At 68.1% G+C, this 13,067-nt stretch carries 11 protein-coding genes; 7 read left to right on the top strand and 4 right to left on the bottom strand.

What is annotated here, in order from left to right; translation table 11 throughout:
- Window positions 1–2 precede the first annotated feature (2 nt).
- The gene (locus tag ACGFH6_RS31245) at window positions 3–911 is read right to left on the bottom strand and encodes a carbohydrate ABC transporter permease (protein WP_393391116.1); all 909 of its coding nucleotides are present in this window, start codon (window positions 909–911) and stop codon (window positions 3–5) included.
- Entirely contained in the window at window positions 911–1,792 is an 882-nt protein-coding gene (locus ACGFH6_RS31240) for a carbohydrate ABC transporter permease (protein WP_393391114.1), read from the bottom strand. Before ACGFH6_RS31240 ends, ACGFH6_RS31245 begins: the two co-directional genes overlap by 1 nt.
- 193 nt (window positions 1,793–1,985) lie before the next feature.
- Here ACGFH6_RS31240 and ACGFH6_RS31235 point away from each other — a divergent pair, with 193 nt between their 5' ends.
- The 7 genes from ACGFH6_RS31235 to ACGFH6_RS31205 are packed head-to-tail and all read left to right on the top strand — an operon-like array spanning window position 1,986 to window position 10,847.
- Window positions 1,986–3,311, top strand: a complete 1,326-nt coding sequence (locus ACGFH6_RS31235; protein ID WP_393391112.1) for an ABC transporter substrate-binding protein — start codon at window positions 1,986–1,988, stop codon at window positions 3,309–3,311.
- A gap of 57 nt (window positions 3,312–3,368) precedes the next feature.
- Window positions 3,369–4,424, top strand: coding sequence for a Gfo/Idh/MocA family protein (locus ACGFH6_RS31230; RefSeq protein ID WP_393391110.1), 1,056 nt, complete (start codon window positions 3,369–3,371; stop codon window positions 4,422–4,424).
- Entirely contained in the window at window positions 4,421–6,604 is a 2,184-nt protein-coding gene (locus ACGFH6_RS31225) for a heparinase II/III family protein (protein ID WP_393391108.1), read from the top strand. Before ACGFH6_RS31230 ends, ACGFH6_RS31225 begins: the two co-directional genes overlap by 4 nt.
- Window positions 6,597–7,358, top strand: coding sequence for an amidohydrolase family protein (locus tag ACGFH6_RS31220; protein WP_393391106.1), 762 nt, complete (start codon window positions 6,597–6,599; stop codon window positions 7,356–7,358). Before ACGFH6_RS31225 ends, ACGFH6_RS31220 begins: the two co-directional genes overlap by 8 nt.
- Window positions 7,355–8,158 carry an amidohydrolase family protein gene (locus tag ACGFH6_RS31215; RefSeq protein WP_393391104.1) on the top strand — a complete coding sequence of 268 codons (804 nt, stop codon included), beginning with the start codon at window positions 7,355–7,357 and terminating at the stop codon, window positions 8,156–8,158. Before ACGFH6_RS31220 ends, ACGFH6_RS31215 begins: the two co-directional genes overlap by 4 nt.
- Window positions 8,151–9,518 (top strand): hypothetical protein, encoded by a 1,368-nt coding sequence (locus tag ACGFH6_RS31210; protein ID WP_393391102.1) that lies wholly within the window; start codon window positions 8,151–8,153, stop codon window positions 9,516–9,518. The genes ACGFH6_RS31215 and ACGFH6_RS31210 overlap by 8 nt, the downstream gene beginning before the upstream one ends.
- A 21-nt stretch (window positions 9,519–9,539) precedes the next feature.
- Window positions 9,540–10,847, top strand: coding sequence for an aspartate aminotransferase family protein (locus ACGFH6_RS31205; RefSeq protein WP_393391100.1), 1,308 nt, complete (start codon window positions 9,540–9,542; stop codon window positions 10,845–10,847).
- A 70-nt stretch (window positions 10,848–10,917) separates the two neighbouring features.
- Here the strand turns inward: ACGFH6_RS31205 and clpX are convergent, their stop codons facing one another.
- Both clpX and ACGFH6_RS31195 read right to left on the bottom strand, forming a co-directional pair.
- Window positions 10,918–12,213 carry an ATP-dependent Clp protease ATP-binding subunit ClpX gene (gene clpX / locus ACGFH6_RS31200; RefSeq protein ID WP_131349687.1) on the bottom strand — a complete coding sequence of 432 codons (1,296 nt, stop codon included), beginning with the start codon at window positions 12,211–12,213 and terminating at the stop codon, window positions 10,918–10,920.
- Window positions 12,214–12,438: 225 nt separating this feature from the next.
- Window positions 12,439–13,050: an ATP-dependent Clp protease proteolytic subunit gene (locus ACGFH6_RS31195; protein ID WP_131349685.1), complete on the bottom strand. Its 612-nt coding sequence runs from the start codon at window positions 13,048–13,050 to the stop codon at window positions 12,439–12,441.
- Between the last annotated feature and the right edge of the window lie 17 nt (window positions 13,051–13,067).

The raw sequence follows: 13,067 nt of genomic DNA, 5'->3' as shown, positions 1-13,067 counted from the left end.
ACTTAGCCTTTGACCGCACCGCCCATGCTGTTGAGGATGCGTTTCTGCAGGAACAGGAAGACCAGGACGACCGGGACCAGCGAGATCACCGTGCCCGCGGCCAGACCGCGGACATCGGTCCCGCTGACTCCGCTCAGGTAGGCGATGCCGAGCGCGATCGGGAACTTGGACTGACTGGTCAGCGTGACCAGCGGCCAGATGAAGCTGTTCCAGACCGAGACGAAACCGAGGATCGCCAGCACGGCCAGCGTCGGAGCGACGATCGGCACCGCGATCCGCCAGAAGATGGCGAACTCGTTCGCCCCGTCCATCCGGGCCGCCTCGACGATCTCGTCGGGGATCTGCGAGAACGCCTGGCGGAGCAGGAAGATCCCGAGCGAGGAGAGGATGGCCGGCAGGATCACCGAGGCGAACGTGTCGGTCAGTCCCAACTGGCTCATCACCAGGAAGCGCGGGATCAGCATCAGCTCACCCGGCAGGAACATGATCGACAGGAACAACATGAAGAACAGGCCGCGGCCGCGGAACGCGATCCGGGCCAGCGGGTAGGCGGTGAGCGCGGAGACCACCAGGTAGATCGGGACCGTGATCCCCACGTAGATCACCGAGTTCACCAGGAACCGGGCGTACGGGATCGTCGTCCACGCCTCCCGGAACCAGTCGGCCACAGGTGGGCGCGGGATCAGATCCGGTGGGAAGCCGAACACGTCCTGGCTGGCCGGCTTGGTGGCCGAGCTCAGCAGGATCAGGAAGGGGCCGATGAAGAGGGCCGCCACCGCGATCAGCAGGACGTAGAGACCGATCCGCCGTACCTTGCGCCGGGAGGCCCCGGCCGGTGTCGGTTGCGACGTCGGCGGACCGACGCGTGGCAACTGCCCGGCACGCCGGGCCAGCCGGCTCCGGGTCGCCATCAGCCGTCCCTCCGCCGGGTCACTACCAGGTTGAAGCCGGCCAGGACGATCATGATCGCCCACAGCAGCAGGCCGACGGCGCTCGCATAGCCCATGTCGTAGTCCTCGAAGGCCTTCGACCAGATGTAGTAGCCGAGGGTGAGTGTGGAGTCGAGCGGACCGCCGCGGGTCAGCACGTAGACGGACTCGAAGGCGCGCATCGCCTCGAGCATGCTGAGGATCAGCGTGACCGCGAACGTCGGCCGCAGCGACGGGACGATGACGTGTCTGAGCCGCTGCCAGCTGTTGGCGCCGTCGATCCTGGCCGCCTCGACCTGGTCGGGCGGGACCGCCTGCAGTCCGGCCAGGTAGATCATCATGAACAGGCCCGCGTTCTTCCACGCCTCCAGCAGCACCACCGTCGGCAGTGCCCAGTGCCGATCGAGCAGGAAGTCGATCGGACCCGCCCCGACCAGGCTGAGCATCCAGTTGATGACGCCTTCGCGGTTGAAGACGTACCGCCAGGCGACCGCCACTGCGACCATCGAGGTGATCACCGGCAGGTAGTAGAGCATCCGGAACGCCTGGATCGCGCGCAGCTTCAGGTTCACCAGCATCGCCAGGAACAGCGGGGCGACCACGGTGAGCGGCAGGAACATCACCACGAACAGCAGTGAGTTGCGCAGCGCGATCCAGACCCGAGGGTCGTCCAGGAGCCGGGAGAAGTTGTCCAGCCCGGAGAACCGGACCGGGCTGACGATGTTGTAGTCGGAGAAGGCCAACTGGATCGCGATCACGGCCGGCCAGGCGAACATCGCGGCGTACATCAGCAGCCCGGGCAGCATGAACGCGTACGGCGTGTACCAGTGCTGACCGACCACGCGGCCCCTGAGACCCGGCATGCCTTCCGCCTCTCGTGTCTGAAACCTGGCTTTCAGATTCGCGGTTATGCGGAACCGTAGCTCACCATCCCCACAGCCGGAAGCGCTAATTGGCAAGATTTTTGGAAGTCATCGGTTGACGCTGATCGATCGATGGCAAACACTGTGGTGTCTGTAAGCACTGTTTAGGACACACATCACCGAGGAGCTCGCGATGGCGCGACGCACACGATCCCTGCTGAGGGGCCGCTTGGTCCCTACCGTCGCGATGGTTCTGGCCTTGCCGCTGGCCTTGGCCGGCTGCGTCTCCGGCAGCCCGGCCGGCGGGGACGAGCCGGAGCAGCAGTCCAGCGACGCCTACTCCGGTGACGTCGAGTGGTGGACCATCAACCTGCAGAAGAACTACGGGCCGGACATCCAGAAGTGGATCGACGCCTACCAGAAGGAACACCCGAAGGTGTCGATCAAGTGGGTCGACGTACCGGGCCAGGACATCACCACCAAACTGCTGGCGGCGATCGCCGGCGGCAAGGTGCCGGACGTCGTCAACTTCACGTCCGCCACCACCGGCCTGTTCGCCGGCTCGATGGCCGACCTGAACGGCCTGTTCAGCAAGGAAGACGTCGCCGAGTACCTGCCGAACCTGGCCGACCCGCTGGTTGCCGACAGCAAGCGGATCGCGATCCCCTGGTACAACGGCGGCACCTCGCTGGCGTTCTACAACAAGGATCTGCTGGCCAAGTCCGGCTTCGACCCGGCCAAGCCGCCGAAGACCTACGACGAGGCGCTCGCCCTGGCCAAGGCGTACCACGACGCGACCGGCAAGTCCGCGACCAACTTCATGGCCTACTCCAGCGTGGTCCAGGCCGACGGCGTCAAGCTGCTGTCCGAGGACGGCAAGACGGCGGCCTTCAACACGCCGCAGACGCTCGCGCTGCTGGAGAAGTTCAAGGCCCTGTTCAGCTCGGGCGCGATCGCACCCGGCAGTCTCGGCGAGAACCAGCGCGATCTGCCCCAGTCGCTGGAGAACAAGCTGATCGCCTTCAACCCGGCCGCCGTGTCCAGCTCGCTGCTGAACGTCGAGAAGAACTCCCCGGCAGTCTACAAGTCGATCGTCGTGGGACCGCCGGTGACCGGTGCCGACGGCAAGTTCTACATGCCAGGCCAGCAGGTGATGGGCATTCCGGCCAAGTCAGACAACCAGGCCGCCGCGGCCGCGTGGCTCAAGTACGTCGCCGCGCCCGAGCAGCAGCTCGCGCTGTGCAAGCTGGTGCCGATCTACCCGTCGTCGGTGAAGGCGCTGGCCGACCCGTTCTTCACCGACATCCCCGGCACCACGTCCGCCGACCAGGCGCGCAAGATCCTGCTGGACACGTTCAAGAACAGCGTGGACGCGTCGATGGGTTCGGGCAACGACGAGCAACTGCGGAAGCTGTTCGACGACCAGATCCGGGCGTACATGTCCGGGACCAAGTCCGCCAAGGACGCGCTGGACGCCGCCGAGAAGGCGTGGAACGACACCCTCGCGAAGGGCAAGTGAGTTGGCGCTCGTGTCGGACAGACCGGTGAGCCGTGGAATCGAAAGGTCGGTGGGTTGGTGAGCAACGGGGTGCGGATCGGGATCGTCGGCGCCGGGATCATGGGGCGAGGCAATGCCTTGTCCCTGTCCGGGCTGCCGGAGGTCGAGGTCACCGCGGTGACCAGTCGTTCGGCGGACTCCGCCGGACGGCTGGCCGACGAGATCGAGGGGCGCGGTGCATCGCGGCCGGCGATCCATCCGGACCTGGAGGCCGTGCTGGCCGACAAGTCGGTGGACGCGGTCGTCCTGACCACGCCGGATCATCTGCACGGCGAGATGATGGTCCGGGCCGCCGAGGCCGGGAAGCACATCCTGGTCGAGAAGCCGCTGACCACGTCCGTCGCCGAGGCGGACGCGGCGGTGAAGGCGATCCGCGAGAACGGTGTGGTCGCGATGTGCCTGTTCAACCACCGCTGGGTTCCCGCCTACGCGCAGGCCCACGACCTGCTCGCGGATCTCGGTGACGGGGCGGTCGCGTATGCCCGCAAGGACGACACCATCTTCGTGCCGACCGAGATGCTGTCCTGGGCCGACCGCACGACCTGCGCCTGGTTCCTGTCCAGCCACGACATCGACCTGGTCTCGTGGCTGCTGCGCGACCAGGTCCGCCGGGTCTACGCGACCGCCCGGTGGGGCAAGCTCCGGTCGCTCGGCATCGACACCCCGGATGCGATCCAGATCCAGGCCGAGTACTCGCGCGGGGCGGTGGCGACGTTCGAGTCCGCGTGGATCTACCCGAACACCTTCCCGACCACGGTCGACTCCTACGTCTCGGTCGTCACCGACAACGGCGTGGTCCAGCTCGACCGGCAGAAGGAGAGCGTCGTGGTGGCCCGCCCGGACGGGTACAGCTACCCGAGGAACATGCTGCAACGGGTGATGCACGGCATCCCGGCCGGTGCGTACGCCGACGCGATCGCGCACTGGGTCACCTGCTGCCGCACCGGCAAGCAGCCACTGATCACCATCGAGAGCAGCCGGAACGTGACCGCCGTACTGGAGGCCGCGCACACCTCGATCGAGACCCGGCAGCCGGTCGACGTCTCGATGCTGGCTGACCCAGGGAACCCATGAACGCCACGACAGGCCCCGAGAAGCCGCGGCACATCGACGGCCGGATCAACCGGATCGGACCCGACGACCTGATCAAGGCGTTCGGCTCCCCACCCGGCGTCCAGGACATCGGTGCGTTGCGTGCCTTCGTCGCGGGCAGGCTCCGGCGGCCGGCCTGGCCGCTCCAGGAGTGGACCGACGCGATCCGCTCCACCTCCGCGGCGGACGACGTACTCGCCGCGGCTGCGCCACTTCTGACCGGAGTGGAGGTGACCGGGCGCGAGCGCGGCCGGTCACAGCGGTACGGCTTCCACTACCTGGGCTGGCTGTCGCCTGGTGTCCATGCGTGGATGCTGACCGGCGACGACCGGTATCTGCACGCGTTCGAGCAGCACCTCGAGGAGTGGGTCGAGCAGCGTGACTCGGTGACCGGCGAGTGGCCGGGTCTCGACGTCATCTGGTACTCGCTCGGCACGTGGGCGCGCTGCCGGAATCTCCTGCCCACGCTGGAGGTTCTGACCGGCTCAGCGCTGTCGGACCGCGCATGGGGCAGTCTCGTCGCCACGCTGGTCGGTGGAGCCCGCTGGGCGTACGACGAGCATGACGTCTTCCGCCATGGGAACTGGCAACTGGTGTGTGCGACCGAACTGCTGCACATCAGCGTCGTTCTGCCCGACCTGGCCGAGGCCAGGAGCTGGGCTGAGCGGGCGCGCGAGCGCATCGACGAGCACCTGCTGCTGGATGTCTACGGAGACGGTGGGCACTACGAGCGCTCCCCCGGCTATCACAAGATGTGCCTGACCGCTCTGCAGACGGCCGCTCTGCTCGACGCGGACGTGGCGGCGCACCCGAAGGTTGCCGCCATGCACCAGTGGTTGTGCGAGCTGGTCTCCCCCGGCGGCTGGATCCCGCACCTGCAGGACAGCGGCATCGAGTGGCCGGCCACGTCACTGCTGCGTGGCAGCTACGTGCTCGACAACCCAGCGCTGGCGCGGATCGCCGCGCAGTGGCTGTCTGCTGAGGACTTCGGGGTCGAGGCGGCGGCGCTACCGGCTTGGGACGACGCGGACAGACAGCAGCGTTGGCTGGACACGGTTGCCACTGCACGGGACGAGGCGGTGCCCGCTCCGCCGCAGAGCACCGTCCTGGCCGACTCCGGCTACGTGATCCTGCGCAGCCAGGACCTGCGGGCCGTGATCAACTACGGACCGCACATCGAGCACGAGCTCGAGTCGCACTCGCATCGCGCCGTACTGGACCTGGTCCTCGAGGGCTGGCAGCGACCGCTGCTGTGGGAGGCGGGTGGTCCGCCGAGCTATGACGATCCGGACTACCTGACCTGGTACCAGTCCGGTCGGGGTCACAACACCGTGCTCGTCGACGACCAGGAGCTGAGCACGGATCGCGGCGTACACGTCGATCCGCTCGTCGACACCGGGCAGGTCGCCGTCTTCTCCGGTCGCCACCACGGCAGCGTCGTACTGCAGTCGCGCACGATCGCGATGGTGCGCGAGGAGCCGACCGTCGTGGTGGTCTCCGACGACAGCGCCGCCGGGCAGCACACGTTCCGCGCGCACTGGCACGCCCTCAACCCGTGGCAGCAGGTCGGTCCCCTCGCGTACGACGCTTCTGCCGCGGAGGGTCTGGGGTTGCTTCTGATCGAGACGGGTGATCCCTCGACCACGACGGTCGAGACAGCCGAGGGCGTCGCCCGGCGCCCGCTCGTCGACAAGCCGGTCGCGGAGTACGGTCCCCTCTACTCGCTCGGGCTCACGCGTGACAGTGGGAGGTTCACCACCGTTCTCCTCCCGCATGCAGCCGCTCAGGTGCCGGAGGTCGCGGTCACCCGTGACGACGACCGGTTGACGATCGATCATGGTGACACCGTCGACCGGGTGAGCCCCTCGACCTGGGTCCGGACCCGGTCCGGAAGGTTGTCCTGGGCAACTGGTTGGCGGACACGCGCGCTGCTCGACCTGCTGCGCACTTCCGAGGACGTGGACGTCTCGGCCACCGTCGGCGACGGGGTGCTTCGCCTCGAGGTGACCTGCTCCGGGCGTTGTGGGCTGTGGATCCGGCCGCTTGGTGACATCCGGCTCGACGGCGTGCTCGTCACCGCGGAGAGCGACGGCGACGGCTGGGCGCACCTCACCCTGCCCTACGCGGGGCGCTGGACGGTCGATGGGGCTCGCCATGACTGACGATGCCACCACCGGATGGTTCGACGCGCGCATCGTGACCGGTGCGCACCCGTCGTCCCTGGTGCCGTCCACCGACCGCGATGCGATCGCCGCTCACCTGGACGCCTACGCCATGTCGGGCGCTCTGGTCAGCGCGATGGCGTCGTGGCTGCACGACCCGCTGGGCGGCAACGCCGAGGCGACCGCGGTGGCCAACAGCCTCGCGGACCGCGGTGTGCTGGCCTGCTGGACCGCGGTTCCCACCACGCCGGGCGAACTGGACTCGCTCGACAAGCTGGTCGCGCAGGCTCTGGCCGAAGGCGTCGCGGCGTTCCGGATTCATCCTCACTCCCACGGGTACGCACCGGATGCCTTGCTGGATCTCTATGCGGCACTCGAAGGCAGTGGACTGCCGCTCTGCGTCGACACCGCGGAGATCGGCTGGCCGGACCTGGATGCGATCGCCACTCGCTTTCCGACGCTGCCGATCGTTGTGTCGAATCTCGGCTACCGCCAGTTGCGCAGGCTGTGGTCGGCGCTGCGCGACCACGACAACCTCTCTGTCGATCTCGTCGACTTCGCCGCGCATCAAGGCGTGGAGTGGCTCGCCGCGGAAGGGCTGAGCGATCGGCTGGTGTTCGCGACCGGACTCGGCGTACGTGATCCGGGCGAGAGCATCGTTCGTCTCGCCTGGTCCGGGCTCGACGACGAGACGGTCACCCGGATCGGCTCAGGCAACGCGCACCGGTTGTTCGTGGCGGGAGGACTCTCATGATCGGACGCCGGCCGGAGCACCGGGTCGTCGACGTGCACGCGCACCTCGGGCCGTACTCGCTGTTCTACATCCCCGATCCCGACGCCGCGACGATGGTGTCGGTGATGGACCGGACCGGGACCGAGGTCACCGTGGTCGCCGCGAACCGCGCGATCCAGCAGGACGCGCACCTCGGCAACACCCAGGCCCTCGCCGCCGTCGACGCGCACCCGGGTCGGATCGCGGCGTACGCGGTCGTCAATCCGTGGCAGGACCCGGAGCGCGAGCTCGAGCGGCTCGCCGCCGACGAGCGGTTCGTCGGCATCAAGGTGCATCCGTCCCTGCACAAGTACCCGGTCACCGGAGCGCGGTACGGCGCCGTGTGGGCCTTCGCCGAGGAGACCGGTTGCCCGGTGCTCAGTCATTCCGAGCATGGATCGGCGTACGACGCTCCGGCACTGTTCGAGGCGGTCGCGGCGAAGTACCCGCGGGCGCCGATCATTCTCGGCCACGCGGGCATCACGCCGGCCGGGGTGGACGAGGCGATCGAGGCCGCGGCCCGGCACGAATCGCTCTGGCTGGAGGTGTGCGGCTCGCAGATGACCGGGCCGCTGATCCAGGCGATGATCGATCGGGTCGGTAGCCGGCGGGTCCTGTTCGGCTCCGATTTCCCCTTCATCGACCAGCGGATGTCGCTCGGCCGGGTGGTATGCGCGCCACTGACAGCAGGTCAACGCCAAGATGTTCTCAGCGGGAACGCCCGCAGACTGTTCCGGTGGCGCCAGCTGCCGGGAGGGACAGGGGAGGACGTCGATGAGTGAGGAAGTCAGAGCGGTGGAGCCGGCGAACGGTGATCGCTTGCCCGCGGTGACCGTCGGGCTCTTCGGCCCGCGCAAGCTGGTGCGGATGATGTCCGAGGTGGCGATCGGCGTCGCCCTGCGGCCCCAGAACCGGGTCCGGTTCGTGCCCGGCGGGTACGACGACCCCGGTGAGGCCGAGGAGCGCTACCTGCGGCTGCGGGACCGGATCGACTCGGCCGTGTTCCCCGGGCCGTGGGTGTTCGACCTGGCGACCGACGGGCACTGGCTGACGGTTCCGTCGACGCACCTCCCACTGACCGGCGCCGCGCTGTACGCCGCCCTGCTCCGGGCGTCACTCACCATCGAGGACGTCGATCTCAGCCGCGTGAGCATCGACTCGCTGTCCGCAGCGGATGTCGAGGAGGCGTACGGCGAGATCGGCCTGGACACCACCAACGTCTACGACATTCCGTACGAGGGGCCGGAGTCGGTCGCAGGTTTCGCGGCCTTCCACCGAGAGAAGTGGGAGCAGCAACACACCACGGTTGCTCTGACCACCATCCTGGCGGTCGAACGCGAGCTGCGGACCCAGGGCATCCCGGTGCTGCGAGTCGCCCCGACCCGAGCAAGTGTGCGGGACGCCCTGGAGACCGCGGTGCTGCTTGGCCAGGGCACCCGGATGGGCGCACACCAGCTCGCGATGATCGCCGTTCAGCTCATCCCGACCGGCACGTCTCGCGCCGAGTCGGGTGACTACTGGCAGCAGGAGCTCGCACTGCTGACCCACCAGAAGCTGCTGTCGGAGGCACGACAGGTCGGCGCGTCGGTGGCGCGCCGGTCGGACACGCTGTTCCTCGTCACCACGACCCACGGGGCGCTGGTCCGGCTGACCGAGCAGTTCACCGTCGCCCCGTTCCTCGGTGCTCTGACGGCGCAGCTCGGCGTGCCCGTTGCCGTTGGTGCCGGTGCCGGACAGACAGCGCGAGCTGCCGAGGCCAACGCGCTGATGGCGGTGGAGGACTCCGTCAACGCCGGCGGCAAGGTCGCGGTGTACCTCGACGACACGAACGTGCGGACCGACCTCGCGCCGGGGCCGGCGGTCACCGAGACCGCGCCGCAGGACAGTACGCCGTCGATCGATCCACGCGCGCTCGAGATCGTCACCTCGATCGCCGCCGCGACCACACCGGTGGCCGGCCAGCAGGTGGTCGTCGACGTCGAGAGCGTCGCGGACATCATGCAGGTCACCCCGCGGACCGGCCGCCGGATGCTCAAGGAGCTGGTCGAGGCCGGCCTGGCCTGGCCGGTGCCGCCGGCCCGTTCGACCGGTGGCGGCCGTCCCCGCCAGCAGTTCCGGCTGCTGACCGAGAAACTCGACTGATCCGCCCCTTTGGAGGATGTTGTGCAGACCGTTGCCCGAGGCTACGAACGCACCGAGCGCCTGTACGAACGCGCCCGCCAGGTGATCGCCGGCGGCGTGTCCAGCGACGCCCGGCGTGCCGACCAGCCGCTGTTCGTCGACCACGCCCGCGGCGCGGAGCTCTGGGACGTGGACGGCAACCGGTACGTCGACTACGTACTCGGGCAAGGCCCCAACCTGCTCGGCCACGCGTCCCCGCTGGTCGCCGAGGCGGTCTCCGCCCAGGTCAGCCGCGGCGTCGCGTACGCCGCTCAGCACGAGCTGGAAGCGGTCGTCGCCGAGCGCCTGTGCGCGATGGTCCCGTCCGCGGAGCTGGTGCGCTTCAACAGCGTCGGCTCCGAGGCTGTGCACGGTGCGATCCGGCTGGCCCGCGGCCACACCGGCCGACCGAAGATCGTGAAGTTCGAGGGCAACTACCACGGCTGGCTCGACCCGGTCCTGTACAGCGTCCACCCCGACCTCGCCCTGGCCGGCGACGCACAACACCCCGCGGCCGTCGGCGGTACGGCGGGCCAGCCCCGCAACGGCGCGGAAGACCTGATCGTCCTGCCGTACAACGATCTGCCCGCTGTCGAAGAAGTCTTCGCGGAGTCCGGCGACCAGATCGCCGCGGTCATTCTCGAGCCTCTGCTCTGCAACACCGGCTGCATCACCCCGCAGCCCGGCTACCTCGCGGGACTCCGTGAGCTCACCCGTCAGCACGGCGCCCTGCTGATCTTCGACGAGATCATCTCCGGCTTCCGCGTCGCTCCCGGCGGTGCCCAGGAGTTGCTCGGCGTCGTTCCCGACCTGTCCGCCTTCGGCAAGGCGATGGCCGGTGGCATGCAGGTCTCGGCGCTGGTCGGAACCCGCGAGGTGATGGGCTCGATCGCCAACGGGACAGTGGCCCATGCCGGCACCTTCAACTCGCACCCGGTCGCGATGGCCGCGGCCGACGCAGTACTGCGGCATCTCGACGAGCACCGCGACACCGTCTACCCGCCGCTGGCCGCCGCGGGCCGGCGGTTGATGGCCGGCCTGCGGGAATCGGCCCAGCGGCATGGCGTGCCGATGCTCGTCGATGGGCCCGGTCCGGTGTTCCAGACCTACCTGACGGACCAGGCCGAGGTGACCGACTACCGGTCGTTCGCGGCCTGCGACCGGCCGGCGATGGCCAGGTTCCACGCCGGGCTGTACGCGGCCGGGATCAACATCGTCCCGCGCGGCCTGTGGTTCCTGTCCACCGAGCACACCGACGACCAGATCGACGAAACCATCCAAGCAACAGACGAGGTACTGCGCTCCTTGTAGCGACCACCACGAGAAGGAGGCCGGTAGTCCGCTGTACTGCGGACTCCCGGCCTCCTTTTCGACACTTGCTTTACGCGGTCTTCTCGCGCCGTTCGCGCTTGCGCTCGATCTGGTCGCGCGGGATCAGCGTGGGGTTCACGTTCTCCAGTACGACCTCGCCGGTGACGACGACCTTGGCGACGTCCTCGCGGCTGGGCACCTCGTACATCACGTTGAGGAGGACCTCTTCCATGATGGCCCGCAGGCCGCGGGCGCCGGTGCCGCGCAGCAGCGCCTGGTCGGCGATCGCCTCGACCGCGTCGTCACTGAACTCCAGCTCGACGTTGTCGATCTCGAACAGCCGCCGGTACTGCTTGACCAGCGCGTTCTTCGGCTCGGACAGGATCTTGATCAGCGCCTCGCGGTCCAGTGGGGACACCGTGGTGATCACCGGGAGCCGGCCGATGAACTCGGGGATCAGACCGAACTTGAGCAGATCCTCCGGCATCACGTCGGCGTACCCGCCGAGCTCCTTCGGCTTCTCCGGCTCGCGCGAGGTGTTGAAGCCGAGCGTCTTCTTGCCGACCCGCTGCTCCACCATGTGGTCGAGGCCGGCGAACGCGCCGCCGACGATGAACAGCACGTTGGTGGTGTCGATCTGGATGAACTCCTGGTGCGGGTGCTTGCGGCCACCCTGCGGCGGCACCGAGGCCGTCGTACCTTCCAGGATCTTCAGCAGCGCCTGCTGCACACCCTCGCCGGAGACATCCCGGGTGATCGACGGGTTCTCGCTCTTGCGGGCGATCTTGTCGACCTCGTCGATGTAGATGATGCCGGTCTCGGCCTTCTTGACGTCGTAGTCGGCCGCCTGGATCAGCTTGAGCAGGATGTTCTCGACGTCCTCACCGACGTACCCGGCCTCGGTCAGCGCGGTGGCGTCGGCGATCGCGAACGGGACGTTCAGCATCCGGGCCAGCGTCTGGGCGAGGTACGTCTTGCCGCAGCCGGTCGGGCCGATCAGCAGGATGTTGGACTTGGCCAGCTCGACCGCCTCGTCCTTGGCGTGCCGGCCGGCGCTCGAGCTGCCTTGACCGTCACGGACCCGCTTGTAGTGGTTGTAGACCGCCACCGCGAGTGCCTTCTTGGCCACGTCCTGTCCGACGACGTACGCGTTGAGGAAGTCGTAGATCTCGCGCGGCTTGGGCAGCTCGGTGAGTCCGACCTCGGAGCCCTCGTTCAGCTCCTCCTCGATGATCTCGTTGCAGAGATCGATGCATTCGTCGCAGATGTAGACGCCGGGACCGGCGATGAGCTTCTTGACCTGCTTCTGACTCTTTCCGCAGAAAGAGCATTTCAGCAGATCGCCGCCGTCACCTATGCGTGCCACCGGGACAGATCCCTTCTCTGAGCAGTCGAACCGTGGGCCAAGGGGGCGTAGGCCGCTCGGACCGGGTGCCGTGTGGCGCCCCGGATCCCGATTCGACGGTACCGCGCCGATGGCCGAAAAGCCGCGCCCGGCGCCGCGTTGTGACTACGCCGCTGGCGAACGCGCTCCGCTCTTGACAGCCCTCGCGTCAGCACCGTCGAACCGGGTCAGACCTGACTGAGACGCTCAGACGCCGGCCGGAACCGGGGTCTTGAGGGTCTGCAGCACGTCGTCGATCAGGCCGTACTCGATCGCCTGCTGAGCGGTCAGGAACTTGTCCCGCTCGATGTCACGCGAGACCTCCTCCAGCGGCTTGCCGCTGGCGTCGGCGATCATCTTCTCCAGCAGCGCGCGCAGCCGGAGGATCTCGTTCGCCTGGATCTCGATGTCGCTGGACTGCCCGTAGGTGCCCTCGGTGGCCGGCTGGTGGATGATGATCCGGCTGTTCGGCAGCGCCAGCCGCTTGCCCGGCGTACCGGCCGCGAGCAGCACGGCGGCGGCCGAGGCGGCCTGGCCCAGGCACACCGTCTGGACGTCAGGCTTGATGTAGCGGACGGTGTCGTAGATCGCCGTCAGCGCGGTGAACGAGCCGCCCGGGGAGTTGATGTAGATGCTGATGTCGCGGTCGGAGTCCATCGACTGCAGGCACAGCAGCTGCGCCATCACGGCGTTCGCGATCTCGTCGGTGATCGGCGTACCGAGGAAGATGATGCGGTCCTCGAACAGCTTCGTGTAGGGGTCGATCCGGCGCATGCCGTACGACGTGCGCTCCTCCCACTGCGGGATGAAGTAGTTCATGGTGCGTCCTTAACTGA

Origin of the sequence: Kribbella sp. NPDC049227, from assembly GCF_043197265.1 — a bacterium.
Classification (GTDB): Bacteria; Actinomycetota; Actinomycetes; order Propionibacteriales; family Kribbellaceae; genus Kribbella.
This window is presented reverse-complemented; position numbering and strand designations above follow the sequence as displayed.